Source organism: Diaphorobacter sp. (assembly GCF_050251835.1).
Taxonomy (GTDB): domain Bacteria; phylum Pseudomonadota; class Gammaproteobacteria; order Burkholderiales; family Burkholderiaceae_C; genus JBFXIE01.
This window is the reverse complement of sequence record NZ_JBFWLZ010000001.1, coordinates 85,408-110,331: the sequence shown is the minus strand read 5'-3', so window position 1 is coordinate 110,331 and position 24,924 is coordinate 85,408. Positions and strand designations below refer to the sequence as shown.

The following is a 24,924-nucleotide window of genomic DNA, read 5'->3' as shown; positions in this document are numbered from 1 at the left end:
CAGGCCAGGACTGGTGCCGCATCAGCTTTTTTGCTTGGCTTCGACGTCGATGGTGGTCTTGTCGGCCGTGGCGCTGGTGTTGGTCACCTGGCCAGCGGGGGCGTTGGGGGCGGCAGTGTCATCGCTGCTGGCGCCGTCCTTCATGCCGTCCTTGAAGCCTTTGACGGCGCCGCCCAGGTCGGAGCCGATGTTCTTGAGCTTCTTGGTGCCGAACACCATGACGACGATCAGCAGCACGATCAGCCAGTGCCAAATGGAAAACGAACCCATGAATATCTCCTAACGAATGCGACCCATTTTAGACGCCGGATATGTCGGGCCTGTCATATCCCTTGCAACTGCACTGTGGCGCAGCAGGCCTTGCGGTTCAACCTTTGCGCCAGGGACGCGGACCCCCAATCACATGCATGTGCAGGTGGTGGACTTCCTGGCCGCCCTCGGTGCCGGTGTTTACCATGACGCGGAAACCTCCATCCGGATAGGGGTTGCAGCCCTGCTCCATCGCCAGCCGGGGGGCCAGGGTCATCATGTGGCCCATCAAGCCTGCGTGCTCGGGCAGCACCGCGGCCATCGAGTGCAGATGCAGCTTGGGCACCAGCAAAAAGTGCACGGGAGCCCAGGGATGGATGTCATGGAAGGCGAAGACATGTTCGTCCTCGTACACCTTGCGGGACGGAATCTGGCCGTCAATGATCTTGCAGAAAAGACAGTTCGGATCGTGGCGCATAAAAAGGCATCAACGGGGGTTGGCGCGATAACTGCCCGCCTGTGGCGGGCGCGGCTCTGTGAGCTCAAGCATTGTCGGCGATGTTCATGGTGCTGCGCACGCCCACATCGGCGCCATGCGTCTTCAGCCAGCCCTGGCCGGTCTCGCGCCCCAGCTCGAAAAGCCGGCGCACAAAGGCCAGGTCGGCGCGCATCTTGCTGGATGCGCCCAGCGTCTCCAGCACAGTGCCGCCGTCGATGCGGTGCATGCGCACGCTCTTGTAGCGGCGCCCGTCCAGCTTGCCCTCGGCCAGCAGTCGGCGCACGAACTCGATGGCGCGCAACTCGGACAGCAGAGCCGCGTTGAACGTGATCTCGTTCATGCGCTCCATGATTTCGTTGGCGCTGTCGGGCACCCCCTGGTGCTCAATGGGGTTGATCTGCACCAGCAGCACGTCCACACATTCGGTCTTGTAGATCAGCGGGTGCAGGGCCGGGTTGCCGGAGTAGCCCCCGTCCCAGTACGGCTCGCCATTGATCTCCACGGCCTTGAACAGCAGCGGCAGGCAGGCCGAGGCCATCACTGCGTCTGCACTGAGCCGCTTGCCGGTAAAGATCTCGCCGCGTCCGGTGCGCACGTTGGTGGCGCACACAAACACCTGGGGCACGCTGCCAGACTGCGGGCTGCGCGCGGTGGCGGCGATGACCTCAAAGTCCACCTCGCGCTCGAGCAGATCGCGCAGCGGGTTGATGTTCAGTGGATTGGTCTGATAGGGCGACAGCCACTGCGCCATCATGCCCATCAGCGGCGCCGCCCCGGGCAGCGGAATGCCCCAGCTCAGGCCACCCAGGTGGCCCACGCCTTCCCACAGGCGGGTGAGCGTGACGCGCGCCAGCTCGCAGCCGGCCCGATGCGCATCCTGCGGGTCTTTGTGTTCGCGTGCGGCCTGGGCAAAGCCGTGGGCCAGGGCCACGGCGTTCATGGCGCCGGCGCTGGTGCCGCTGACCCCTTCGAAGGCAAACCTGCCGTCTTCGAGCAGTGCATCCAGCACGCCCCAGGTCAGCGCCCCATGCGAGCCCCCGCCCTGCAGCGCAAGGTTGAGTCGGGCCGGCAAGGATGCTTTTTCAGACATCGACAGCCTGCCCCTTGTTCATGGACACCATGCCGCGAACGATGCGGTAGAGAAACCAGATGGAGATCAGGCCCCAGGCAATCCAGCCAGGCACCAAAAACGCCAGCCACAGCGGCGCCGTCACCAGGTACAGCACACCCGCCCAGATCACGGTGCGGATGCGCCAGGAGAAATGGCTGGCCTGCCAGGTGCCTTGGGCGTCGCTTTTCTTCACCAGGTCGATGACCAGCGCAATGACGAGCAGGCCCGCGCTGGGCTGCGCGCCCGGCAGCACCGCCGCCACGGCCACCACCAGGTGCAAGATGTAACTGATCCAGCCGACGGTCTTGAGCGACTCGGCGCGCTCGTCAGGTTCGATGTCGATGATGTCGTTACTCATCCGGTCGCTCCTTCTTCACGGGCACGGTTTTCAGACTTGCGCAGGGCTTTTTCCTCGATGCCGCTAGTGCCCGCGCGGCGCTCCAGTTCGGCGATGACGTCGGCAGGCGCCAGTCCGTAGTGGGCCAGCGCGATCATGGAATGGAACCACAGGTCGGCTACCTCATAGACCAGTTTGGCGCGGTCGGCGCCATGATCCACATCCTTGGCGGCCATGACGACCTCGGTGGCTTCTTCGCCGATTTTCTTGAGGAAAGCGTCGGGCCCCTTGTGCAGCAGGCGCGCGACGTAGCTGGCATCCGGGTTGCCGCCGCTGGCTGGCTTGCGGCTTTCGATGACGGCCGCCAGGCGTGCCAGGGAGTCTGAACTGGTCATGATGGGCTGGTCTGTCATGCGGTTATCGGTAAATGGACGTGGGGTCTTTCAAGACCGGATCAACGGCCTGCCAGACGCCATCTTTCAAGACACTGAAGAAACAGCTGTGGCGACCCGTATGGCAGGCGATGCCCGGCTCGTGGCCGAGTTGTGTCACTTTCAGCAGCACCACGTCGCTGTCGCAGTCCAGGCGCATTTCGTGCACCTGCTGCACATGACCCGATTCTTCGCCCTTGAACCACAGCTTGCCGCGCGAGCGGCTGTAGTACACGGCGCGGCCCAATTCTGCCGTCTTGGCCAGCGCCTCGCAGTTCATCCACGCGAACATCAGCACGTCGCCCGTGGCGGCCTCTTGCGCAATCACCGGCACCAGGCCTTGCGCATCCCATTTCACTTGATCAAGCCAGTTCATGCTATTGAATATGTAGCTTCTAACGCAGTTTGGACAAGCGCCCAAGGCCAATTCGACCTATAGCCGCACAGGAATGCCGCGCTCGCGCATGCGCTCTTTGGCCTGCTGCACGGTGAATTCGCCATAGTGAAAGATGCTGGCGGCCAGCACCGCATCTGCCCCACCCAGCGTCACGCCGTCGGCCAGGTGCTCCAGATTGCCGACGCCGCCCGATGCGATCACCGGAACGCTGACTGCGTCGCTCACCGCGCGCGTCAGTTGCAGGTCAAAGCCGCTTTTGGTGCCGTCGCGATCCATGCTGGTCAGCAAAATCTCGCCAGCGCCGCGCCGGGCCATCTCGGCGGCCCATTGCAGGGCGTCCAGCCCCGTGTTGGTGCGCCCGCCGTGGCTGTAAACGTCCCAGCCCTCGCCGCGCTCGGCCACCTCGGCGCCCTGGCGGCGCTTGGCGTCAATGGCTACGACGATGCACTGCGCGCCGTACTTGGCCGACGCCTGGCTGATGACATCCGGGTTGGCGATGGCGGCTGAGTTGAAGCTGACCTTGTCCCCGCCCGCGTTGAGCAGGCGGCGCACATCGTCCACGGTGCGCACGCCGCCGCCCACGGTAAGCGGAATGAACACCTGGCTGGCCACGGCTTCGATGATGGGCAGGATCAGGTCGCGCCCGTCGCTGGTGGCGGTGATGTCCAGAAAGGTGAGCTCGTCGGCGCCCTGGGCGTTGTAGCGCGCCGCGATCTCCACCGGGTCGCCGGCGTCGCGCAGTTCGACGAAATTGACGCCCTTGACGACGCGGCCGCCGGTCACGTCAAGGCAAGGAATGATGCGTTTGGCAAGCATGTGTTTGACAAATAGGCCGCCCCCGGCGGCAAGGGGGCCCAGCGTACCACGCCCGCTGCGGGTTTCTGCCGATGCGCTCAGGCGCCCATTTGCAGACTGAGGGCCTGGTCGCTTTGCCAGCGCCAGGCATCCTGGCACATGGCCTGCACATCGCGCCGCGCGCGCCAGCCCAGCAGCCGCTCGGCCAGTGTGGGGTCGGCCCAGCAGGCCGCAACGTCGCCGGGGCGGCGCGCCACCACCTTGCAGGGCACGGTGCGGCCGCTGGCCTGCTCGAAGCCGCGCACCATCTCGCGCACCGACACCGGCCGGCCGGTGCCCAGGTTCACCGTAAGCAGGCCCGGGTGCTGGCGCAGATAGCGCAGCGCCGCCACATGGCCATCGGCCAGGTCGCACACGTGGATGTAGTCGCGCACGCCGGTGCCGTCGGGCGTGGGGTAGTCGTCGCCGTAGATGCTCAGGGCCTCGCGCTGGCCGGCCGCCACCTGGGCCACGTAGGGCATGAGGTTGTTGGGCACGTCCTGCGGGTCTTCGCCGATCAGGCCGCTTTCGTGTGCGCCCACGGGGTTGAAGTAGCGCAGGCGCGCTATGCGCCACTGGCCGGGCTCGGCGTGATCCACGTCGGCCAGCACCTGCTCCATCATCAGCTTGCTGCGGCCATAGGGGTTGGTGGCCGACAGCGGAAAGTCTTCGCGAATGGGCAGGCTGGCCGGCTCGCCATACACCGTGGCCGATGACGAGAACACCAGCGTGCGCACGCCGGCCGACTGCATGGCGCGCAGCAGCGTCACCGTGCCGGCCACGTTGTTGTCGTAATAGCGCAGGGGCTCTCGCACCGACTCGCCCACGGCCTTGAGCGCCGCGAAGTGGATCACGCCTGTGATGGGGCGCGATGCGAACAGCCCGCGCAGCATTGCCTCATCGCGCACATCGCCCTCGATGCAATCCACCAGCTTGCCGGTGATGCGCGCCAGCCGCTGCGGCACGCTGCGGCGGCTGTTGCTGAAATTGTCAAGAATGAAAAAGGGAATGCCCGCCTCGGCCAGGGCCACGCAGGTGTGAGAGCCGATGAAGCCAGCACCGCCGGTTACAAGAATCACTGACGAACCTTTCAGAAAAGGCGCCGGGGCGCGAAAACCTGGGCCATTTATCACGGTACACCGGCACTGCGGGGCATGGGAATAGCCATCTTCCCCAACCAACGCGCATCGAGGCTTGTGTGCAGCCGGCCATTGTCACGCAGCGCGGGCGGCAGATGCGCGCGCCACCGCACGGCCTGCTCCGGGCTAGCCGTTCGGCCCCACCCGCAGCTCCTGCCAGCCCTGCCACTGCTGGCCCGGGGCCAGGGCCACCGGCTGGTCGATCTGCGCAGCTTCCACGCACAGCATGGAGCGGTAGCCGTCAGGCGGCAAGTCGGCGAGCCGGGCGGACAGCCCGGCACCGGGGTTCCAGACCACGGTGTTGCACAGGCTGGCGCTCTGGGTGATCTGCAGGTGGTGGGCGCCGTCGTGCAGATGCAGGGGCGCCGCAGGGGCGCTGAACACGCTGTCGTATTCGCCGGCAAAGCGCACGGGGCCCTGCTGAACGCCGCGCGCGTCGGTCAGGGCGTCCCAGCGCGCGCAGCCGTCAAGCCCGTCCAGCAGCGTGCGCTCGACGTCGTCCACCCGCAGATAAGTGTGCAAAGCGGTAGTGAAATTCCAGGGCCTGTCGTCCGCTTTGCCCGTGTGGCGCACCGCCAGCTGCACCCGCAGGCTGCCATCGCCCAGCGATACCGCCAGATGCGCGGCAAAGCGCTCGGGCCACCAGGCGCGCGTGGCCGGGTTGTCGGTCAGCTCAAGACACACGCAGGCCAGCGCATCGCTGCCACCCGCGGGCATGTGCAGCCAGGGCAGAGTGCGCGCAAAACCATGCTTGGGCAAGGGCCCGCGCTGGTTGAACTGGGGAAAACACAGGGGAATGCCGCCGCGGATGGCCGCATGACCATCCAGCACGGCATCTGGGCTCAGGTACAGGCGCTCGCGGCCCTGGGCGACCCAGGACAGCACCTGCGCGCCATGCAACGACAGCAGCGCCGTGTCGCCATTGCGGGCGCTCAATCGAATGCAGGGCTGGCCGCGAAAGGTCTCGCGCTGAACCAGACCCGGCACCGGGTCAGACATTGGCGAGTTCGTCAGCCCGCGCCTGGGCCGCGGCAAAGTCCAGGTCGCCCGAATAAATGGCGCGGCCGCAGATCACGCCTTCGACACCTTCACTCTCCACCGCGCACAGCTGCTCGATGTCGGCCATGTTCGACAGGCCGCCCGATGCGATCACGGGGATGGAGAGCGCCTGCGCCAGCTTGACGGTGGCTTCGATGTTGATGCCCGACAGCATTCCGTCGCGGCCGATGTCGGTGTAGATGATGGACTCGACGCCCCAGTCTTCAAACTTTTTCGCCAGGTCCACCACCTCGTGGCCGGTGAGCTTGCTCCAGCCGTCGGTGGCCACCTTGCCGTCCTTGGCGTCCAGTCCGACGATGATGTGGCCACCAAAGGCAGTGCAGGCGTCTTTCAGAAATCCGGGGTTCTTCACCGCCGCCGTGCCGATGATGACGTAGCGCAGGCCGGCGTCGATGTAGCGCTCGATGGTGTCCAGGTCGCGGATGCCGCCACCCAACTGCACCGGAATGTCGGCGCCCACCTCGGCCAGGATGGCCTTGATGGCCGTCTTGTTCTTGGGCTGGCCGGCAAAGGCTCCATTCAGATCCACCAGATGCAGGCGGCGCGCGCCGGCATCCGCCCACTTGCGGGCCATGGCGGCGGGGTCTTCGCCGAAGGTGGTCGATTGGTCCATGTCACCCTGCTTGAGTCGTACGCAGTGGCCGTCCTTGAGGTCGATGGCGGGAATGAGCAGCATGTTGAGAGGCTAGGAGTGGGGCGAGAGGCAAAAAAGCCCGGCCCTGCCGGGTTGAAGAATCAGGGCTTCCAGTGCAAGAAGTTGCGGTACAGCGCCAGACCGTGCTCGGCACTTTTTTCGGGGTGGAACTGGGTGGCAAAAATATTATCGCGTGCGACTGCCGCTGCAAATGGCCCGCCGTAGTCGGCCTCGCCCACGCAGTGCAGCGGGTTGGCCGGTCGCGCATAAAAGCTGTGCACAAAGTAGAAATAGCTGTCGTCGGGCACGCCCGCCCACACCGGGTGTGCGCTGCCTGCATGGCGCGCCTGGCGCACGCGGTTCCAGCCCATCTGGGGCACCTTGTACCGGCTGCCGTCAGGCTGGGTGCGGCCGGCCAGGTCAAACTTGAGCACTTCCCCGGGGATCAACCCCAGGCCAGGCGTGTCGCCCTCGGCGCTGTGGTCCAGCAGCATCTGCATGCCCACGCACACGCCAAACAGCGGCTTGCTGGCTGCGGCGTCCAGAACGGATTCGAGCAGGCCGGACTCACGCAGCTCGCGCATGCAGTCGGGCATGGCGCCCTGGCCGGGCAGCACCACGCGGTCGGCGGCGCGCACCGCATCGGGCTGCGCGGTGACGATCACCTGAAAGCCGCTGCCCTGCGCCGCCACTTGCACCGCCTGCGACACGGAGCGCAGATTGCCCATGCCGTAGTCCACGACCGCGACGGTTTTTGCTTCACTATTCATAGCTGCCTGCGCTTGCTGTATAAGCGTTAAAGGCCATTTTGGCTTGAACTCACAAAGAACCCTTGGTGGACGGAATCACGCCTGCGGCACGCGGGTCGCGCTCCAGCGCGGCGCGCAGCGCGCGCGCAAAGGCCTTGAACACCGTCTCGCACTGGTGGTGCGCGTTGATGCCCTTCAGGTTGTCGATGTGCAGCGTCACGCCCGCGTGATTGACGAAGCCCTGAAAAAATTCGTAGGTCAGCTGGGTATCGAAGCCGCCGATGCTGGCCGCCGTGAACGGAATGTGCAGGTGCAGCCCCGGGCGGCCCGAGAAATCCACCACCACGCGCGACAGCGCCTCGTCCAGCGGCACGTAGGCGTGGCCATAGCGGCGAATGCCCTTTTTGTCGCCCACGGCGCGGGCGAAGGCCTGGCCCAGGGTGATGCCAACGTCTTCCACGGTGTGGTGACCGTCAATGTGCAGGTCGCCGTCGCAGTCCACCTGCAGGTCGATCAGGCCGTGGCGCGCAATCTGGTCGAGCATGTGGTCAAAAAAGCCGATGCCCGTGTGCAGGCTGGCCTGGCCCGTGCCGTCCAGGTTGACGCGCACGGTGATGCGCGTCTCGGCAGTGGTGCGGCTGACCTCGGCGGTGCGGTCGCTGCAGGATTCGGCGGAAGATGGAACGAGTGCAGAAGATGTCATAAGGAAGCCTGGAGCGCCGCCAGCATCTGGGCGTTGTCGGCACTGCTGCCCACCGTCAGACGCAGGCAGCCTGCCAGCAAGGGGTGCATTGTAGAAACGTTCTTTACAAGAACCTTGCGGGTTTTCATGCCCTCATGGGCGCGCGCGGCGTCGCGCACGCGCACCAGCACCATGTTGGCTTCGCTGTCCCAGACACGGTCGATGCCGGGCATGGCGCGCAAGGCTGCTATCAGGTGCGTGCGCTGGGCGCGCAGCTCCGTGGCCTGGGCGGCAAAAACGCCGGCATGCTCCAGCGCAAACAGGGCGGCCTCGCAGTTAAGCACGCTGACGTTGTAGGGCGGGCGCACCTTGTCAACTTCGCCCACCAGCGCGGCCGGGCCGATGAGGTAGCCCAGGCGCACCCCGGCCAGGCCAAACTTGCTGAGCGTGCGCATCAGCAGCACATGGCTGTTGCGCGCGGGCTCGGCACGCATGCAATCGAGCCAGGTGCGGCTGGCAAAGGGCTGGTAGGCCTCGTCGATGACGGCAATACCGCCCACTGCAGCCACGGCATCCAGCACACGCTGCACCACGGCTGCATCCCACAGCGTGGCCGTGGGGTTGTTGGGGTATGCGATGTAGGTGATGGACGGGCGGTGCTGTGCGATGGCGGCCAGCATGGCGGATTCATCCAGCGCAAAGTCTGGCGTGAGCGGTACGCCCACAAAGTCCAGCCCCTGCAGCTGCGCGCTCATGGCGTACATCACGAAACCCGGCACCGGCGCCAGCGCCACCGGACGCCGACCGTCGGCGGTAGGCGGCAACGCGCACGCCAGCGAGATCAGGCTGATGAGCTCATCCGAGCCATTGCCCAGAATCAGCGCGCAGCCCTCGGGCATGCCGGCATGGCGCGCCAGCGCGGCGCGCAGGTCGTCATTGCGGGGGCCGGGGTAGCGGTTGAGCGCAAGCTGGCCCAGGCGCTGGCCCAGCGCGGCCTGCAGTTCGGCCGGCAGACCGAAGGGGTTTTCCATGGCATCCATCTTGAGCAGGCCGTCGGCCGGCTGGACGGTGTAGGCGTGCATGGCGCGCACGTCGGGGCGAATGCGATCCAGGGGGGAAGTCATACGGGCAACTGGTCCGGGGTGGACGCAAAGGGATCAAGGATGGTGAGCGAATCCACGCGCTGACCGTTCGGCTGGTCTTCGGTCAGCAGGTAGGCGCAGCCCGCCTGCAGGGCTGCGGCGGCGACCAGGGAATCCCAAAAGGAAAACCCATACCGTGCTTCCACGCCCCAGGCAGCTTCCACCGTCTGGTGGTCAATCTGCCAGGGCTGCCACAGCTGAAAACGCCGCACCTTGGCACGCGCATCGCCCTGCGTCATGCCCAGCTTGCGCACGGCATTGACGTAATACTCGTTGAGCACCTGCGTACTCAGCCGTCCGCGGTGCCCGGCCCAGAGCCAGTCCAGCCACAGGCGCGCGCGCAGGCGCTTGGCATCGTCGGCGCCGTCGTCTGCGTACAGCAGGACGTTGGTGTCAACGAAAACCGTCAAGTCGCCCGGCATAGATTGCGTCGCGTGAGGGGTAAGGCGCACCCGATGACGTCCAGGTGCGCTGGTCGGCCTGCCATTCGCGGTAGGCCCGCTCGTAGGCATCGTCATGGCGCATCTTCTCGGCCAACATCTCGCCCACCAGCCGCGAAACGCTGGTGTTGCGCTTGGCGGCCTCGATACGAACCCATTCCAGGGCCGTGTCGTCCACGGTGATGGTGACGTTTTTCATGCAATCGATATTACACGAATCTCGTGCAACACGAAGTTCGTGTTTTTAGGACTCAGGCAGTGATGACCATTTCGGCCTCGACGGCGTCGGCGTCCACCTCTGCGTCAACACCCTCCTCTTGCGCGTCGCCGGTGTAGGCAGTTTTGCCCATGGCTTTCTCGATCAGTGCCAGCAGGCGTTTTTGGCGGTCTGCCATGAAAGCATCGAAGGCATCGTGGTGCAGCAGATCGGGGTCGATGAGGTGCGAGCGCAGGTAGGCCTGCAAATGGGCAGGCGCCAGGGGCGGCGTTTCCTTGTCGCCAGCCACCAATTTGGCCAGGTACTCCGAAGGCGCCACACCGCCAATGATGCGATTGGTGCGGAACGACAGCGGCGTTTTGTTGATGATGGAATCAAACACCGCTGGCTTGAGTCCGTTTTTCTTGCACCAGTCCTGCGGAAAGATGTGGTGGATGTCCACGTTTTCGCCAAAGAAAACCGTGTGGTCAAACTTTTGCCCGCTGCGCCAGTCTTGCGCGCCTTCCTTCATCAAGAGCGCGTTCATGCCTTTGTAGGCCGCCGACAGGCGCATGCGCATGGTCTTGAGCCGGTCGGCACGGAACAGCACTTCGCTCACGGTGGCAGGCTCGGGGCCACCGCGCAGCCAGGCTGGAACTTCCAGAAAGTCTTTGGCGCTGCGCGACTCGACAGCAGAGCCGTAGAGCTCGCCAAACACCCCGCTCCAATACCAGCGCTGCAGCCGGATGCGGTGGGTGTCATGTTCCCAGGCATCACCCAGGTCAGCCAGGATGGCCGCCAGCGGCACGATCTGGGTCTGGTAGGGCAAATCGGCAATGCGGTAGATGTGTAGCAGGTGCAAGAACTTGGCAGCGCGCACCAGTCCATCCTCGGCCTGCTTTTCATACTGCTTGTAGGCCGCCAGCGGCAGGTTCAACAATGCTTGCCGGTTGCCGGAGACGGCCGGCAGCTCTTTGCCCTGCCTGCCCGCCTGCTGTGCCGCGCGGCGGCGATCGCGGGTATGGAACAGCGACACGATGTGCAAAAAGTCGGTGTTGCTGACGTTGGCCAGGATGCCGGAATCAGCCCCCGCCGGGCGCAAGGTTTCCTGCAGACGACCGTGGCGGCCCTTGTGCGATTCGCTGCCGTACCAGTCTTTGCGCAACTCGTGGCCGTCGGCCGCATACATGGCAGTCACCAGCTCAAAAGCATCCAGCGGCTTGCCGCCGGTGTTGACTTTTTCAAACACCACGCAAACGGCCTCTTTGGAAGTGGACTGGTCCAGGGCGATGACCGGCACCTGGTAGTAGCGAAAGTTTTCCAGCACCTCGCGTTTGAAGGTACGGAACAACTCGCGCAGCGGCTTGTTTGCCTCGCCTTCCCAATGGGCATCAAAGCCGTCCTGCCAGCGGTCCCAATCGAACACCTGTGCCACCGGGTACATCAGCGCCGCGTATTCTTTTTCCGGGGACGACAGATCCAGCACCACTTCGCGCCCGAAGTCTGTGCGGATGATTCTGTCCGGCGGCACGCCCACCACGGCATCATCGCGCTCCACCGCCGGGTCCAGGGCTTTGCGGATGTCCAGGTAAAACCAGCGCTGCACTTTTTTGTTTTTTGGCGTCACCGTCTGCACCACCTGGCCGCGCAGCGCCACCTGGTAGAGCGATGTCATGCGCTGCTGGCCATCGAGCAAAAGAGCGCGCGGCGACTCTTTTTGGGCAGCTTCCGGCGCACCCTCCACGGGCCGGGGCTTGAAGTTGACACCGCCGCCGGTGTGCAGCGTCATCAGCGCCCCCACCGGAAAGGCCCGCGACACCGACGCAATCAGGCTTTTGATCCGGTCTTCGTCCCATACCCAACTGCGCTGAAAGTCGGGCAGTTGCAGCGTGCCGCTGTGACAATCCTCCAGCAATTTGTGCAGGTAATGCGGGTTGGTTTGGAAGGAGGAGACGGCCATGCAGCAAGCTCTTGGTCAATGAAAGGCAACGGTGGTTGGCAAGCATGATACCCACGCCAAATGGCGACAAAACCACTGTGCGGGTGGGCAGACGGTCGATGGGCCAAGCGCTTGGATCGCCTTATTTCAGCCGCATTTCCGCCGCCCGCGCATGCGCCTGCAGGCCCTCGCCATGGGCCAGCACGCTGGCGATCCGGCCCAGGGCCTGGGCGCCTTGCGCGCTCACTTCAATGATGCTGCTGCGCTTTTGAAAGTCGTACACGCCCAGCGGGCTGGAAAAGCGCGCCGTGCCGCTGGTGGGCAGCACGTGGTTGGGGCCGGCGCAATAGTCGCCCAGCGACTCGCTGGTGTAGGCGCCCAGGAAGATGGCGCCGGCGTGCTTGAGCAGCGGCTCCCAGCGGTGCGGCTCCTGGCTGGAGACCTCCAGGTGCTCGGGCGCGATGCGGTTGCTGATGGCGCAGGCCTCTTGCATGCTGCGCGTGTGGATCAGCGCGCCCCGGCCCGTAAGGCTTTTGGCAATGATGTCGGCACGCGGCATGGTGGGCAGCAGGCGGTCGATCTCGCGCTGCACGGCGTCGATGTAGGCGGCGTCAGGGCACAAAAGAATGGACTGCGCCAGCTCGTCGTGCTCGGCCTGGCTGAACAGGTCCATGGCCACCCAGTCGGGCGGCGTGCTGCCGTCGGCGATCACCAGAATTTCAGAGGGGCCGGCAATCATGTCGATGCCCACGGCGCCAAACACGTGCTTTTTGGCGCTGGCCACGTAGGCGTTGCCGGGGCCGGTGATTTTGTCCACCTTGGGCACCGTCTGCGTGCCATAGGCCAGCGCCGCGACGGCCTGCGCGCCACCGATGGTAAAGGCGCGCGTCACACCCGCCACGTAAGCGGCGGCCAGCACCAACGGGTTTTTCTCACCCCGCGGCGTGGGCACCACCATGATGATCTCGCCCACCCCGGCCACATGCGCGGGAATGGCGTTCATCAGAACGCTGCTGGGGTAGGCGGCCTTGCCGCCGGGCACGTAGATGCCCACGCGGTCCAGCGGCGTGACTTTTTGGCCCAGCAGGCTGCCGTCTTCGTCGCGGTAGCTCCAGCTCTCGCCACAGGCCTTCTTTTGCGCCTCGTGGTAACTGCGCACACGGGCGGCAGCCGCTTGCAGGGCGCTGCGCTGGGCTTCGGGGATGGCGTCAAAGGCCGCCTTCAGTTCGGCCTGCGTCAGCTCCAGCGCGGTCAGCGCAGGCGCCTGCAGGCCGTCAAAGCGGGCGGTGTAGTCCAGCACGGCGGCGTCGCCCTGCTTTCGCACATCATCCAGGATGTCGGCCACGCGCTGCTCGATGGCCGCATCGGTGTCGGCCGACCAGTGCAGGCGGGCGGCAAATTCAGCCTCAAAAGTGGTTGCAGCCGTTGACAGACGGACGGGAGCAGCTACGAATTGCATAGTAAGCCTTATCAGTTCTGCGGCACGGCCGATGCAAACGCATCGATGATGCGGCGCAGCGGCGCCTGCTTGAGCTTGAGCGCGGCCTGGTTGACCACCAGGTGCGAGCTGATGTCCATGATGCGCTCCACCTCGACCAGGTGATTGGCCCGCAAGGTGTTGCCGGTGGACACCAGATCCACGATGGCATCGGCCAGCCCGGTGAGGGGCGCCAGCTCCATGCTGCCGTACAGCTTGATCATGTCCACATGCACGCCCTTGGCGGCAAAGAACTCGCGCGCGATGGCGGTGTATTTGGTGGCCACCTTCAGGCGCCCGCCCTGGCGCACCGCCTGGGCGTAATCAAAATCTGCGCGCACGGCCACGCTGACGCGGCATTTGGCGATCTGCAGATCCAGCGGCCTGAACAGCCCCTGGCCGCCATGCTCGATGAGCGAGTCCTTGCCGGCCACGCCGATGTCGGCGCCGCCGTATTGCACGTAGGTGGGCACGTCGGTGGCGCGCACCAGCACCACGCGCACCTCGGGGCGGTTGGTGGGCAAGATGAGCTTGCGCGATTTCTCGGGGTCTTCCAGTACTTCGATGCCGGCGGCGGCCAGCAGGGGCAGGGTTTCGTCAAAGATGCGGCCCTTGGACAGGGCCAAAGTAATCATTGCCATTTCATTTGCTCCGCTGTTCAAGGCCAGACCTGCGACCCACGCGACTGGCACCCGGCAGGCGCGGGCCGCCGTGCAAGGGCCGCCCCGCCGCACGGGCGGCGTCCCCCTTCCCACGCGCAGCGTGAGAGAAGGGGGAAGCGGCGCAGCCGCTCAGGGGGATGGTCTTTCATTTCAATCTTTCGATGTCGGCGCCCAGGCCGCGCAGTTTGGCTTCCATGCAGTCGTAGCCGCGGTCCAGGTGGTAGATGCGATCCACCAGCGTTTCGCCGTCGGCCACCAGGCCGGCAATCACCAGGCTGGCCGACGCGCGCAGGTCGGTGGCCATGACGGTGGCGCCCGACAGCCGCGCGGGCGCAGGCGATGCGCTGGCCAGCCCCTCGATCACCGCCACCCGGCCGTCGGTGGTCTGGATTTTCGCGCCCAGGCGCAGCAGTTCGTTGACGTGCATGAAACGGTTTTCAAAGATCGTCTCGGTCACGGTGGCGGCGCCCTGGGCCACCACGTTCAGCGCCATGAACTGCGCCTGCATGTCGGTGGGAAAGCCCGGGTATTCGGTGGTGCGAAAGCTTTGCGCCTTCAACTGGGCAGCGCCGGCACTGCGCACGCGAATGCCGCCTGCTTCAGCCTGCACCTGCACGCCGGCGTCGCGCAGCTTGTCGATCACCGCGTCCAGGTGGTCGGCGCGGCCGTGGCGCAAAAGCGCATCGCCGCCCGTGGCCGCCACGGCACACAAAAAGGTGCCGGCTTCGATGCGGTCGGCCACCACGGCATGCTCGCAGCCATGCAGGCGATCGACGCCCTGGATGCGGATGCGACTGGTGCCGTGGCCCTCGATGCGCGCGCCCATCTTGATGAGCATTTCGGCCAGGTCGGTCACCTCGGGCTCTTGGGCGGCGTTTTCCAGCACGGTCTCGCCCTCGGCCAGGGTGGCGGCCATGAGCAGGTTTTCGGTACCCGTCACCGTGACCATGTCGGTGGTGATGCGCGCGCCTCGCAGGCGCGTGCGCCCCGGCGGCAGCTTGGCCAGCATGTAGCCGTGCTCCACCACGATGTCGGCGCCCATGGCCTGCAGGCCCTTGATGTGCTGGTCCACCGGACGCGAGCCAATCGCACACCCGCCGGGCAGCGACACCGTGGCTTCGCCAAAGCGCGCCAGCAGCGGCCCCAGCGCCAGCACCGACGCACGCATGGTCTTGACCAGGTCGTAGGGTGCCTCGGGGGTGGTCAGGCTGCTGGCGTCCAGGTACACCGCGCCCACCGCGTCGGTCACGGTGCAGTCGGGGTCGGCAATGCGGTCCACCTGCACGCCCATGTTGCGGATCAGCCGCAGCATGGTGGCCACGTCCTGCAGGCGCGGCACGTTGCGCAGGATGACCGGCTCGGCGGTGAGCAGCGCGGCGCACAGCTCGGGCAGTGCGGCGTTTTTGGCGCCGGAGATCGGCACTTCGCCCACCAGGGGACGGCCGCCGCGAATCAAAAGTTTGTCCATGGCAAAAACGGTTGCTGCCTTCAGGTGCCAAATGTGGCTCTAGCGCTTATCTATCAAGCGGTGGCAGCTATGAAATGAATAGTTTGCGACTGCGCGCCTGCCGGTGCGCCCCCGATACCGGAACGCGTCAGGCCGCGCCCTGGGCCTGCACCCATTCGGCAGGGGTGAAGGTTTTCATGGACAGGGCGTGCACCTCGTCGGTGTGCATCTTGCTGCCCAGCGTGGCGTACACGCGCTGGTGGCGCTGGATGGCGCGCTTGCCCTCGAACTCGGGCGACACGATGGTGGCATACCAGTGGCGACCGTCGCCCTCCAGCGTGATGTGGTCGCAGGCCAGGCCTGCGCTGATGATGTGCTTGAGTTGGTCTGCAGTCATGTCAGTTCCTGATTTTGTAGCCGGTGCGCAGCAGGTGCAACGCAAACAGGCTGACCAGTCCCCAGGCCAGGCCCACCACGCCCAGGCTGACCCAGGGCGAGACATCGCTCACGCCAAAAAAGCCGTAGCGGAAGCCGTCGATCATGTAGAAGAACGGGTTCAGGTGGCTGGCGCCCTGCCAGAAGGGGGGCAGCGACTGGATCGAGTAGAACACGCCCGACAAAAAGGTCATCGGCACGATGATGAAGTTCTGAAAGGCCGCCATCTGGTCGAACTTGTCGGCCCACAGCCCGGCAATCAGCCCCAGCGTGGCCAGCAGCGCGGCGCCCAGCAGCGCAAACACCACGATCCACAGCGGCGCCGCGAACTGCGGCGTGGCAAAGGCCAGGGTGACGATGAACACGCCCAGCCCCACCACCAGCCCGCGCACCATGGACGAGCCCACATAGGCCGCAAACCACGCGCGGTGCGACAGCGGCGTGAGCAGCACAAACACCAGGCTGCCCATGATCTTGCTCTGGATCAGGCTGGACGAGCTGTTGGCAAAGGCGTTTTGCAGCACGCTCATCATCACCAGGCCGGGCACCAGAAACGCGGTGTAGCTGATGCGGTCATAGACCTTCACATGGTCTTCCAGCACATGGCCGAAGATCAGCAGGTACAGCACGGCCGTGAGCACGGGTGCCGCCACGGTCTGGAAGCTCACCTTCCAAAAACGCAGCACCTCTTTGTAGAACAGGGTCTGCCAGCCGGTCATGCGCGCTCCTCTTGCTCTGCCGCCATGACGCCCAGGAACACGTCTTCCAGGTCGGCCTTGCGGATCTCGATGTCTTCCACGCGCACGCCCGCGGCGCGCAGCGTGGCCAGGTGGCGCTCGACCTCCTGCGCGTCCTGCGCGGGCAGCTGTGCCACGCGGCCCGTCACGCGCGCCAGCGGCGCAAGCTGCGCGGGCAGCGGGTCGTCGGTCTTGAAGCGCAGCACATTGGTGGATGCGGCCTGCAGCAGCTCGGACGTGCGCGCCAGCGCCACCACGCGCCCGCGCTTGAGCATGGCCAGGCGCGTGCACAGCGCCTCGGCCTCTTCCAGGTAGTGGGTGGTCAGCAGCACGGTGTGACCCTGCTTGTTGAGGCGCGCGACGAACTGCCACAGCGTCTGGCGCAGCTCCACATCCACCCCGGCCGTGGGCTCGTCCAGCACGATGATGGGCGGCTTGTGCACCAGCGCCTGCGCTACCAGCACGCGGCGCTTCATGCCGCCGGACAGCTGGCGCATGTTGGCGCTGGCCTTGTCGGCCAGGCCCAGGTTTTCGAGCAGCTCGTCGATCCAGGCGTCGTTGTTCTTCACGCCAAAGTAGCCCGACTGCAGGCGCAGCGTCTCGCGCACATTGAAGAACGGGTCGAACACCAGCTCCTGCGGCACCACGCCCAGGCACTGGCGGGCCTTGGCAAAGTCGGCCTGCACGTCGTGCCCCAGCACCGAGACACGGCCCTGCGTGGCGCGCGCCAGGCCCGCCAGAATGCTGATCAAGGTGGTTTTGCCGGCCCCGTTGGGCCCCAGAAGGCCGAAAAACTCGCCCTCTTCGATGTCAAGACTGACATTGTCCAGCGCCTGAAACGGCCCACGGGGCGTGGCGAATGTCTTGGAGACGGATTGAAAGGATATGGCGTTCATGTGAGCCGGGCATTCTAAGACGCAGCAGCCATTGCGGCGTCTGCGGGGGTATCAGGCCGGTCGATCCGTGATGGGCCCGGGCGCAAACGCCCGGCGCTCAAGGGGTCGAGGGCAACAACTCCTGCACGCCATACAGTCCAGCCAGGCTGGCCAGGGCCGGCGGCAGGGCCTTGACCATGAAACCCCGGCCTTCAAAGACGGCCACGCGCCGGCACTCCAGCAGCACGGCCAGGGCCGACGAATCAAAGTTGGCCAGCGCCCCGGCGTCCACCACGACCAGCGACTCGCCCTGCGCCTTCAGGGCCTGCACCAGCATGCGCAGGGTGGCGCCGGCCTGGCGGTGGGTCAGTTCAGCGGGCAGAACCAGCATGCGGACTTCCTGGGCCGTTACCGGGCGCTGGTGACATTGGCGGCAGCGGCATTGGCCTTGTTGCGCTCTACCAGAGCCTCGATCAGGCCGTCCACGCCCTTGGCGTTGATTTGCTGGGCAAACTGCGTGCGGTAGGTTTCCACCAGCCACACGCCCAGGACGTTCAGGTTGTAAATCCGCCAGCCCGCGCCCTCGCCAGGCGTTTTCTCCAGGCGATAGTCCAATTGGATCGGGTCGCCACGGCCGTGGATCTCGGTGCGCACCAGCACATCCTTGTCCTCGGGCGCGGCGCGCAGGGGCTTGACGGAGATGGTCTGGTCCGTCACCTGGCTCAGCGCACCCGAGTAGGTGCGCACCAGCAAAATCTTGAATTCGTCTTGCAGGCGCTGCTGCTGTTCGGGCGTGGCGCGGCGCCAGGCCGGGCCGACGGCAGCGGCAGTCATGCGGCGAAAGTTGACGTGCGGCAGGATGGTCTTGTCCACCAGCGCCACGATCTTGTTCATGTCGCCCGCCTTGATGGATTTGTCCGCGCGCAGCGTCTCCAGCACGTCCACCGACAGGCGCTTGACGAGCGCGTCGGGCGCCTCGTCGGCCGCCAGCGCGGTCTGCGGCAGGCCCATCCAGGCGGTAGCCGCAGCACAGGCAGCAGTCTGGATCAGGTTACGGCGGTTCATCATGGTGTGTTCCTCTGGCATGGGCGCGGCGCTCGCCGCGCGATTGGGCATGGGTTCAGTGATGGCAATGGCTAAATTGTGGCGCCGCTGTGCGCCGCCCGTGCATCGCCTTCGTGTGGGGTTGCAAGCAGCGGCAACCGGGCTTGCGGTAACGGCAGTCACCCGGGCGGGGCGCCCCGGCAAGCGCGGCACGCATCGTCAATAGTCCTCGGGCAGTTTGCCGCCCTCCTGGTCGTCGCCTTCGTCGGCCTGACCGCCTCCTGCGCCGCGGCGCACTTGCAGGTACACATCGCGGGTGAAGCTGTAAGGGTCCAGCGCCGCAGCATCCAGCACCGAGCCCGCGCCCAGCAAGGAGGCGCGCGTGTCCACCAGCCGCAGGCCCAGCAGCGAGTTGCGCAGCGGGATGTCACCTATCCGGTCCACTCCGTCGCCCAGGTAAAAGTCCACCGGCAGTGCGGCCGTGTCGCGCACCGTGGAAGAGCCCAGAAAAGGCAGCACCAGGTAGGGCCCCGTGGGCACGCCCCAGCGCCCCAGCGTGAGGCCGAAGTCCTGTTTGTGACGCTCTATGCCGGCCTCGCTGGCAATGTCCAGCACGCCGCCCAGACCGAAGACGGTGTTGGTGCTGAAGCGCACCAGGCTTTCGTAAGCCTCCAGGCCACGCCACTGCAACAGGTTGTTGACAAACGACCAGGCATCGCCCAGGTTGGCAAAAAAGTTGCCCACGCCCGTGCGCACGGGCTGCGGCGTGGCGTCGCGGTAGGCCGTGGCCACGGGCTTGAGAACGGCCTTGTCCAGGCTGTCGTTGAACTGGTACATGCCGCGGTTGAACGGCTCGAAGGGGTCTGCGGGATGGGACTGGGGGCCGGAGGCGCAGCCGCCCGCAAGCGCCGCGCCAAGCAGCAGCGCCGCGCAGCGCACGCTTCGGGCAACGATGCCCCTGATACTGGTTGGACTTGTCATTTCTTAGGCCCTCCGGCGTTGGACGAAGCACCCTCTTCGGCCTTGCCATACAAAAACTGGCCAATGAGGTTTTCCAGAACCACGGCAGATTGTGTGGCAGTCACCATGTCACCTTCGGCCAGATTGGTTTCGTCGGCGCCGGGCTCGATGCCGATGTACTGGTCGCCCAGAAGACCGCTGGTCAAAATCTTGAGGGAGCTGTCTTTGGGGAAAGCAAATTGCTTTTCCAGCTCCAGCGTGACGCGCGCCTGGTAGGTGGTGTCGTCAAAGTCAATGGCCTGCACGCGCCCCACCACGACGCCAGCGCTGCGCACCGCCGCCTTGGGCTTGAGGCCACCGATGTTGTCAAACCGGGCCGTGACTGTGTAGCCCGTGCGAAAGTTGAGCTGCAGCAGGTTGGCCGACTGCAAGGCCAGAAAGACCAGCGCCGCCCCGCCCAGCAAGACGAACAGACCGACCCAGATATCGTTTTTGGAATGCTGCATGTTGAAACTCTCCAGAGACCGCAGGCGCAGCCCCTCAAATACTGAACATCAGCGCCGTCAGGACAAAGTCCAGCGCCAGCACGGTGAGAGACGCCATTACCACCGTGCGGGTAGTGGCACGCGACACGCCCTCCGGCGTGGGCTTGGCCACGAAGCCCTGAAGCACCGCAACGAAGGTGACGGCCACGCCGAACACCAGACTCTTGACGATGCCATTGCCCACGTCCTTCCAGACATCGACGCCGCTTTGCATCTGGCCCCAGAAGGCCCCGCCGTCCACGCCAATCATCACCACGCCTACCAGCCAGCCGCCGATCACGCCTACCGCGTTGAAGACCAGCGCCAGCACCGGCATGGCGATCACGCCGCCCCAAAAGCGCGGCGCCAAGATGCGGCGCACCGGGTCCACCGCCATCATCTCCATGGCCGACAGCTGCTCGCCCGCGCGCATCAGGCCGATTTCGGCCGTCAGCGACGTGCCCGCGCGGCCGGCGAACAGCAGCGCCGTGATCACCGGCCCCAGCTCGCGCACCAGGCTCAGCGTGACCACCAGGCCCAGCGAATTGGACGAGCCGTACAGCTGCAGCACGTTGTAGCCCTGCAGCGCCAGCACAAAACCCACGAACAAGCCCGACACGGCGATGATGGACAGTGAATAGTTGCCCAAAAAATGCACCTGGTCGCGCACCAGCGCCGGGCGGCGCAGCATGTCCCCGACCAGCCCCAGCAGGCGCGCAAACAGGCGCGCGCCCATGCCCACGTGCACCAGCTTGCGGCGCACAGCGTAACCCACATGCGACGGTCGCCACCAACTCATCGCGCCCCTCCGCCCTGGCTGACCTGGGCTGCTGTCGAGCGCAGCGGGCCAAAGTCATCGGCCACGCTGGGCCCAGGGTAGTGAAACGGCACCGGCCCCGTGGGCAGCGCATGCACAAACTGGTGCACCAGCGGATCGGCGCTGGCGCGCACTTCTTCAGGCGTGCCCTGCGCCGCCACCGTGCCCGGGCCCAGGATGATGACGTGATCCGCCAGGCGGAAGGTTTCTTCCAGATCGTGCGAGACGATGATGGTGGTCAGCCCCATGGTGTCATTGAGCTGGCGAATCAGCTGCGCCGCCGTACCCAGCGAGATCGGGTCCAGGCCGGCAAAGGGCTCGTCGTACATGACCAACTCCGGGTCCAGCGCAATGGCGCGCGCCAGCGCCACGCGCCGCGCCATGCCACCCGAAATCTGGCTGGGCATCAGGTCGCGCGCGCCGCGCAAGCCCACCGCGTGCAGTTTCATGAGCACAATGTCGCGGATCAAATCCTCGGGCAGGTCGGTGTGCTCGCGCAGCGGAAAGGCCACGTTGTCCAGCACGCTCATGTCGGTGAACAGCGCGCCAAACTGAAACAGCATGCCCATGCGCCGGCGCGCCGCATACAGCTGCGCGGCATCCATGCGGCCCACGTCCTGCCCGCCAAGCAGCACCTCGCCCTGCTGGGCGCGTTGCTGGCCGCCAATGAGGCGCAGCACCGTGGTCTTGCCGCCGCCCGACGCTCCCATCAGCGCCGTGACCTTGCCGCGCGGAATCGACAGCGACAGGTCGCGCAAGACCGTGCGCTCGCCATACCCGAAGGTGACGTTGCGCAGCTCCACAAGGGCACCAGCAGCAGATGGCGGGTTGGATGACATGTTGAATGGCAGGGGGCCGCCGATGACCGGCTGAAAGCTGGGAATCATAGGGGGAAAGCCGAGTGCCCCACTGCGTCAGACATGAAAACCTTCGGTTTGCATATGACGTCTGGCTATAGTTGACAGTTCTGAGAGAAGTCACGCTCGGCCCTGCCGGGCGGATTGCAGTCAGCGTTGCACGGGCGCCACGGCGCGCGACGGAACGAGGGCGCGGCAATGGCCAGCGGCATTTCCCTTTGCTTTTGTTGTGCGTTGGCGCCGGTGCAGAGTGCCGGCCATGGCGCCGGCGTGGCCCCCACCCGCACAACCAGAAAAGGCTTCAGACCCATGAAAAATCTCCAGCCCGTCGTCCCCATTCAGGCCCACACCCCTCAGCGTCAGGCCACCGGCCTGCACCTGATAGGCGACCTGTATGGCTGTCTATGTGACAGCCGACTGATGCTGGACGCCGCGTATCTGGAATCGTTTTGCAAGGATCGGGTGGCCGCGGCCGGCCTGAGCACCGTGGGCGCTCTGTTTCACAGCTTTGGCGAAGGCGGCGGCGTGACCGGCGTGGTGGTGCTGGCCGAATCGCACCTGTCCATCCACACCTGGCCCGAGGCGGGTTACGTGACGCTGGACGTGTACGTGTGCAATTACACCGAAAACAACCGGCCCAAAGCGCAAAAACTCTTTGACGCCCTGCTGGCCGCCTTCAACCCGGCCGACCCCCACCTGCACCGCGTGGATCGCGCCTGATGCGCGGCGCCCCCCCCACGCAGGCCACGCGCTACGTGGCCGAGCGCCTGAATGCCGACTTCGGTTTTTACCTGCGCGACACGCGCCTGCTAGCGCGGCGCCAGTCGGCCTGGCAGGCCATTGAGGTGTTCGAGAACCCGCAGTTCGGCCGCGTGATGCGCATCGACGGCTGCTTCATGACCAGCGAGCGCGATGAATTTTTCTACCACGAGCCCATGGTGCACCTGCCCGCCATCACCCACCCGGATGTGCGCAGCGCGCTGGTGGTGGGCGGCGGCGACGGCGGCGCGGCCGAAGAACTGCTCAAACTGCCGGGCATGGAGCGCGTGGTGCTGGCCGAACTGGACAGTGAGGTCATCGCCATGGCCCGCGAATGGCTCGGTGCCATTCACCACGGCGCGTTTGACGACCCCCGGCTGGAGCTGCGCCTGGGCGACGCGCGCGCCTTCATCGGCCAGACCGGGGAGCGCTTCGACCAGATCATCCTGGACCTGACCGATCCCTTCGGCCCGGCGGTGGAGCTGTACACCGTGGAGTTCTACGCCGCCTGCCGCCGCGCGCTCCACCCCGGCGGCGTGCTGTCGCTGCACCTGGGCTCGCCCGTGCACCTGCCGCACAGCCTGGGCCGCATCGCCGCATCGGTGCGCGCGGTGTTCCCCATCTTCCGTCCCTATCTGCAGTACGTGCCGCTGTACGGCACGCTGTGGTGCATGGGCATGGCCTCCGACACCACCGACCCTGCCCTGCTGACAGCCACCGAGGTGGACACGCGCATCGCCGCACGGGGCTTGACCGGCCTGCAGCTGTACAACGGCGCCATGCACCACGCGCTGCTGGCGCAGCCGAACTTTATGCGCGATCTACTGGCACGACCTGCACTGGCGCTGCACAGCGGGGATGTGCTGGACGAGGTGCGCGATCCGGCGCAGTTGCCAGAGGTGATGGTGTCTGCGGCCGGTTGACCCCCGGGGAAAAAGATAAATGGGGGTCAGATTCCAATTAAATTGGGGTTGATCGGTCAAAGCATGTGCTGCAGGAACGCCCGTGCCCGCTCGTGCCCCGGATCGGCAAAAAAATCGGCCGCAGGCCGCGCAGCGATCAACTCGCCCTGATCCATGAAGGCCACGGTGTTCGCCACCTCGCGCGCAAAACCCATCTCATGCGTGACCACCAGCATGGTCATGCGCTCGTCGGCCAATTCGCGCATGGTGCGCAGCACTTCGCCGGTCAGTTCGGGATCCAGCGCCGATGTGGGTTCGTCGAACAGCATGATGTCCGGCTGCATGCACAGCGCGCGTGCAATCGCCACGCGCTGCTTTTGACCGCCAGACAGGCGCGAGGGGTAGTTGTCTCGCTTTTGCGACAGGCCGACCTTGGCCAGCAACGTCTCGGCGCGGGCGATGGCGGCATCGCGCGCCAGGCCCTGCACCACCATGGGCGCCTCGATCAGGTTTTGCAGCACTGTCAGGTGCGGAAACAGGTTGAAGTGCTGGAACACCATACCGGTCTTGGCGCAGATGCGGCGCAGCTGGGCGTCGGGCACGTAGGCGCAGCGGCCCTGGGCGTCGGTGGTGGCCAGCGTTTCGCCCTCGATGGCGATGTGGCCGCTGTCGATGGTCTCCAGGTGGTTCAGGCAGCGCAAAAAGGTGCTCTTGCCCGAGCCCGACGGGCCGATCACTGCCACCACCTCGCCTTTGCGCATCTGCAGCGACACGCCGCGCAGCACCTCGTGGCGGCCAAAGCGCTTGCGCACGTCGCGTGCATCGATCATGGGGATGTCACTGATCAAATTTGGCATAGCGTTTTTCCAGGCGCTGGAAGCCCCAGGTGAGCAGCAACGTCATGGCCAGGTAGAAGGCCGCCGCCACGATGAAGGGCGTGGTGGTGAAGTCGCGCTGCACGATGCCGCGCGCGGCGCGCAGCAGATCGTTGAGCGCCAGCACGTAGATGAGGGACGTGTCCTTGACCAGCGTGATGGTCTCGTTGCTCATGGGCGGCAGGATGCTGCGCACCATCTGCGGCAGCACGATGCGGCGCATGGTCTGGCCGTAGCTCATGCCCAGCACCTTGGCGGCCTCGTACTGGCCGCGGTCCACCGACTGGATGCCGGCGCGAAAAATCTCGGCAAAGTAGGCGGCGTAGTTCAGCGCAAACGCTGCCACGGCGGCAGGAAAATCCGGCAAGCGCACGCCGATCACCGGCACGAAGGGCAGCGCAAAGTAGATGAACAGCATCTGCAGCATGAGCGGCGTGCCGCGCATGAGCCAGATGTAGCCGTTGACGAAGCCCGACAGCGGCGCAAAGCGCGACAGCCGCGCCAGGGCCAGCGCCAGGCCCAGGGGCACGGCCAGCACCAGCGTGATGACAAACAGCTTCAGGGTGACGGCGGCGCCCTGCGCCAGCGGGCCCAGAAGGGAATAAACGTAGTCCATGGAGGTCGTGCCAGTTCAGTGTTTTGCCCAGCCCACAACCGTTGCAACTGGCGCTGCCCCATCCCAGGGCAGCCGCGCAAGGGCCGCCCCGCCGCGCTG

At 65.7% G+C, this 24,924-nt stretch carries 32 protein-coding genes; 2 read left to right on the top strand and 30 right to left on the bottom strand.

Translation table 11 applies throughout. The annotated features are described in order from the left end of the window. Window positions 1-21: 21 nt before the first annotated feature. The 28 genes from tatA to AB7E35_RS00420 form a co-directional block, all read right to left on the bottom strand. Complete coding sequence (tatA, locus tag AB7E35_RS00555) at window positions 22-270, bottom strand: Sec-independent protein translocase subunit TatA (RefSeq protein WP_428161854.1); 249 nt, start codon at window positions 268-270, stop codon at window positions 22-24. A 97-nt stretch (window positions 271-367) separates the two neighbouring features. Further along, window positions 368-727, bottom strand: a complete 360-nt coding sequence (locus tag AB7E35_RS00550) for a histidine triad nucleotide-binding protein (protein ID WP_428161855.1) — start codon at window positions 725-727, stop codon at window positions 368-370. 64 nt (window positions 728-791) lie between these two features. Next, on the bottom strand, window positions 792-1,838 hold the full coding sequence (locus AB7E35_RS00545) for a patatin-like phospholipase family protein (RefSeq protein ID WP_428161856.1): 1,047 nt from the start codon (window positions 1,836-1,838) through the stop codon (window positions 792-794). Further along, complete coding sequence (locus AB7E35_RS00540; protein ID WP_428161857.1) at window positions 1,831-2,217, bottom strand: DUF4870 family protein; 387 nt, start codon at window positions 2,215-2,217, stop codon at window positions 1,831-1,833. Before AB7E35_RS00540 ends, AB7E35_RS00545 begins: the two co-directional genes overlap by 8 nt. Next, window positions 2,214-2,609 carry a phosphoribosyl-ATP diphosphatase gene (locus AB7E35_RS00535; RefSeq protein WP_428161858.1) on the bottom strand — a complete coding sequence of 132 codons (396 nt, stop codon included), beginning with the start codon at window positions 2,607-2,609 and terminating at the stop codon, window positions 2,214-2,216. Before AB7E35_RS00535 ends, AB7E35_RS00540 begins: the two co-directional genes overlap by 4 nt. Window positions 2,610-2,613: 4 nt before the next feature. Continuing rightward, complete coding sequence (hisI, locus tag AB7E35_RS00530; RefSeq protein ID WP_428161859.1) at window positions 2,614-3,003, bottom strand: phosphoribosyl-AMP cyclohydrolase; 390 nt, start codon at window positions 3,001-3,003, stop codon at window positions 2,614-2,616. Window positions 3,004-3,060: 57 nt separating this feature from the next. Next, window positions 3,061-3,840: an imidazole glycerol phosphate synthase subunit HisF gene (gene hisF / locus AB7E35_RS00525; protein ID WP_428161860.1), complete on the bottom strand. Its 780-nt coding sequence runs from the start codon at window positions 3,838-3,840 to the stop codon at window positions 3,061-3,063. Between the two features lie 77 nt (window positions 3,841-3,917). Beyond that, window positions 3,918-4,937 (bottom strand): UDP-glucose 4-epimerase GalE, encoded by a 1,020-nt coding sequence (gene galE / locus AB7E35_RS00520; protein ID WP_428161861.1) that lies wholly within the window; start codon window positions 4,935-4,937, stop codon window positions 3,918-3,920. A 186-nt stretch (window positions 4,938-5,123) separates the two neighbouring features. Continuing rightward, complete coding sequence (locus AB7E35_RS00515) at window positions 5,124-5,996, bottom strand: D-hexose-6-phosphate mutarotase (protein ID WP_428161862.1); 873 nt, start codon at window positions 5,994-5,996, stop codon at window positions 5,124-5,126. Continuing rightward, window positions 5,989-6,732, bottom strand: coding sequence for a 1-(5-phosphoribosyl)-5-[(5-phosphoribosylamino)methylideneamino]imidazole-4-carboxamide isomerase (gene hisA, locus AB7E35_RS00510; protein ID WP_428161863.1), 744 nt, complete (start codon window positions 6,730-6,732; stop codon window positions 5,989-5,991). Before hisA ends, AB7E35_RS00515 begins: the two co-directional genes overlap by 8 nt. Window positions 6,733-6,791: 59 nt before the next feature. After that, window positions 6,792-7,460, bottom strand: coding sequence for an imidazole glycerol phosphate synthase subunit HisH (gene hisH / locus AB7E35_RS00505; RefSeq protein ID WP_428166884.1), 669 nt, complete (start codon window positions 7,458-7,460; stop codon window positions 6,792-6,794). A gap of 49 nt (window positions 7,461-7,509) precedes the next feature. Then, entirely contained in the window at window positions 7,510-8,142 is a 633-nt protein-coding gene (gene hisB, locus AB7E35_RS00500) for an imidazoleglycerol-phosphate dehydratase HisB (protein ID WP_428161865.1), read from the bottom strand. Beyond that, on the bottom strand, window positions 8,139-9,245 hold the full coding sequence (locus AB7E35_RS00495; RefSeq protein WP_428161866.1) for a pyridoxal phosphate-dependent aminotransferase: 1,107 nt from the start codon (window positions 9,243-9,245) through the stop codon (window positions 8,139-8,141). Before AB7E35_RS00495 ends, hisB begins: the two co-directional genes overlap by 4 nt. Then, window positions 9,242-9,673, bottom strand: coding sequence for a PIN domain-containing protein (locus tag AB7E35_RS00490; RefSeq protein WP_428161867.1), 432 nt, complete (start codon window positions 9,671-9,673; stop codon window positions 9,242-9,244). The genes AB7E35_RS00495 and AB7E35_RS00490 overlap by 4 nt, the downstream gene beginning before the upstream one ends. Further along, window positions 9,657-9,902, bottom strand: a complete 246-nt coding sequence (locus tag AB7E35_RS00485) for a CopG family transcriptional regulator (RefSeq protein WP_428161868.1) — start codon at window positions 9,900-9,902, stop codon at window positions 9,657-9,659. The genes AB7E35_RS00490 and AB7E35_RS00485 overlap by 17 nt, the downstream gene beginning before the upstream one ends. Window positions 9,903-9,954: 52 nt before the next feature. Continuing rightward, window positions 9,955-11,859, bottom strand: a complete 1,905-nt coding sequence (locus AB7E35_RS00480) for a GmrSD restriction endonuclease domain-containing protein (RefSeq protein ID WP_428161869.1) — start codon at window positions 11,857-11,859, stop codon at window positions 9,955-9,957. 121 nt (window positions 11,860-11,980) lie between these two features. Continuing rightward, window positions 11,981-13,297, bottom strand: a complete 1,317-nt coding sequence (hisD, locus tag AB7E35_RS00475; RefSeq protein ID WP_428161870.1) for a histidinol dehydrogenase — start codon at window positions 13,295-13,297, stop codon at window positions 11,981-11,983. Window positions 13,298-13,308: 11 nt separating this feature from the next. Continuing rightward, entirely contained in the window at window positions 13,309-13,956 is a 648-nt protein-coding gene (gene hisG, locus AB7E35_RS00470) for an ATP phosphoribosyltransferase (protein ID WP_428161871.1), read from the bottom strand. Between the two features lie 166 nt (window positions 13,957-14,122). After that, complete coding sequence (gene murA, locus AB7E35_RS00465) at window positions 14,123-15,445, bottom strand: UDP-N-acetylglucosamine 1-carboxyvinyltransferase (protein ID WP_428166883.1); 1,323 nt, start codon at window positions 15,443-15,445, stop codon at window positions 14,123-14,125. A 127-nt stretch (window positions 15,446-15,572) separates the two neighbouring features. Beyond that, window positions 15,573-15,821: a BolA family protein gene (locus tag AB7E35_RS00460; RefSeq protein ID WP_428161873.1), complete on the bottom strand. Its 249-nt coding sequence runs from the start codon at window positions 15,819-15,821 to the stop codon at window positions 15,573-15,575. Between the two features lies 1 nt (window position 15,822). Continuing rightward, window positions 15,823-16,578: an ABC transporter permease gene (locus tag AB7E35_RS00455; RefSeq protein ID WP_428161874.1), complete on the bottom strand. Its 756-nt coding sequence runs from the start codon at window positions 16,576-16,578 to the stop codon at window positions 15,823-15,825. Then, window positions 16,575-17,492: an ABC transporter ATP-binding protein gene (locus tag AB7E35_RS00450; protein ID WP_428161875.1), complete on the bottom strand. Its 918-nt coding sequence runs from the start codon at window positions 17,490-17,492 to the stop codon at window positions 16,575-16,577. Before AB7E35_RS00450 ends, AB7E35_RS00455 begins: the two co-directional genes overlap by 4 nt. Window positions 17,493-17,589: 97 nt before the next feature. Next, window positions 17,590-17,862, bottom strand: coding sequence for an STAS domain-containing protein (locus tag AB7E35_RS00445; protein WP_428161876.1), 273 nt, complete (start codon window positions 17,860-17,862; stop codon window positions 17,590-17,592). A 17-nt stretch (window positions 17,863-17,879) separates the two neighbouring features. Continuing rightward, complete coding sequence (locus AB7E35_RS00440; protein WP_428166882.1) at window positions 17,880-18,539, bottom strand: MlaC/ttg2D family ABC transporter substrate-binding protein; 660 nt, start codon at window positions 18,537-18,539, stop codon at window positions 17,880-17,882. A 195-nt stretch (window positions 18,540-18,734) separates the two neighbouring features. Beyond that, a complete protein-coding gene (locus tag AB7E35_RS00435; RefSeq protein ID WP_428166881.1) occupies window positions 18,735-19,496 on the bottom strand; it encodes an MlaA family lipoprotein in 762 nt (253 codons plus the stop codon). Beyond that, on the bottom strand, window positions 19,493-19,981 hold the full coding sequence (gene mlaD / locus AB7E35_RS00430) for an outer membrane lipid asymmetry maintenance protein MlaD (RefSeq protein ID WP_428161879.1): 489 nt from the start codon (window positions 19,979-19,981) through the stop codon (window positions 19,493-19,495). The genes AB7E35_RS00435 and mlaD overlap by 4 nt, the downstream gene beginning before the upstream one ends. A gap of 34 nt (window positions 19,982-20,015) precedes the next feature. Beyond that, on the bottom strand, window positions 20,016-20,798 hold the full coding sequence (gene mlaE / locus AB7E35_RS00425; RefSeq protein ID WP_428161880.1) for a lipid asymmetry maintenance ABC transporter permease subunit MlaE: 783 nt from the start codon (window positions 20,796-20,798) through the stop codon (window positions 20,016-20,018). After that, window positions 20,795-21,655: an ABC transporter ATP-binding protein gene (locus AB7E35_RS00420; RefSeq protein ID WP_428161975.1), complete on the bottom strand. Its 861-nt coding sequence runs from the start codon at window positions 21,653-21,655 to the stop codon at window positions 20,795-20,797. Before AB7E35_RS00420 ends, mlaE begins: the two co-directional genes overlap by 4 nt. A 327-nt stretch (window positions 21,656-21,982) precedes the next feature. Between AB7E35_RS00420 and speD the strand changes: the two genes are divergently transcribed. Continuing rightward, a complete protein-coding gene (gene speD / locus AB7E35_RS00415) occupies window positions 21,983-22,393 on the top strand; it encodes an adenosylmethionine decarboxylase (protein WP_428161881.1) in 411 nt (136 codons plus the stop codon). Continuing rightward, window positions 22,393-23,355 (top strand): polyamine aminopropyltransferase, encoded by a 963-nt coding sequence (speE, locus tag AB7E35_RS00410; RefSeq protein WP_428161882.1) that lies wholly within the window; start codon window positions 22,393-22,395, stop codon window positions 23,353-23,355. Before speD ends, speE begins: the two co-directional genes overlap by 1 nt. Before the next feature lie 56 nt (window positions 23,356-23,411). Here the strand turns inward: speE and AB7E35_RS00405 are convergent, their stop codons facing one another. Next, window positions 23,412-24,191 carry an amino acid ABC transporter ATP-binding protein gene (locus tag AB7E35_RS00405; RefSeq protein WP_428161883.1) on the bottom strand — a complete coding sequence of 260 codons (780 nt, stop codon included), beginning with the start codon at window positions 24,189-24,191 and terminating at the stop codon, window positions 23,412-23,414. Continuing rightward, on the bottom strand, window positions 24,172-24,825 hold the full coding sequence (locus AB7E35_RS00400; RefSeq protein ID WP_428161884.1) for an amino acid ABC transporter permease: 654 nt from the start codon (window positions 24,823-24,825) through the stop codon (window positions 24,172-24,174). The genes AB7E35_RS00405 and AB7E35_RS00400 overlap by 20 nt, the downstream gene beginning before the upstream one ends. Window positions 24,826-24,924: the final 99 nt, after the last annotated feature.